This window comes from Pseudomonas sp. PME37.24/006 (assembly GCF_055556635.1).
In genome coordinates this window covers 1-280 of sequence record NZ_JBVHNL010000046.1, presented here as the reverse complement: position 1 = coordinate 280, position 280 = coordinate 1, and the positions used below count along the sequence as shown (strand labels likewise).

Below are 280 nucleotides of genomic sequence, written 5' to 3'. Positions count from 1 at the left end.
CATCGCGGGGTCGGACTTTGTGGCAAAGTATCCGTCCACCGTCGCGAAGCTGAATTCCATTTTCGCGGCCGAAGGCAAATGGGCTGCCGATCATCGCGAGGAGGTGGCTCGGGCGCAGGCCGAGGCGACCGGCGTCGACATCGAGGCCATCAGGCGCTTCGTCGCGCGCTCGAATTACCAGGTGGTGCCGGTCGATGCGGAGATTGTCAGGAGCCAGCAGGCGATTGCCGATCGCTTCAAGGCCATCGGGCTGATTCCGCGGCCGATCAATGTGTCCGAC

The 280-nt window shown here is 63.6% G+C and carries 1 pseudogene; it reads left to right on the top strand.

What is annotated here, in order from left to right:
- Positions 1–280, top strand: a pseudogene (locus ACZ3GY_RS23795) (hypothetical protein); the annotation flags it as partial.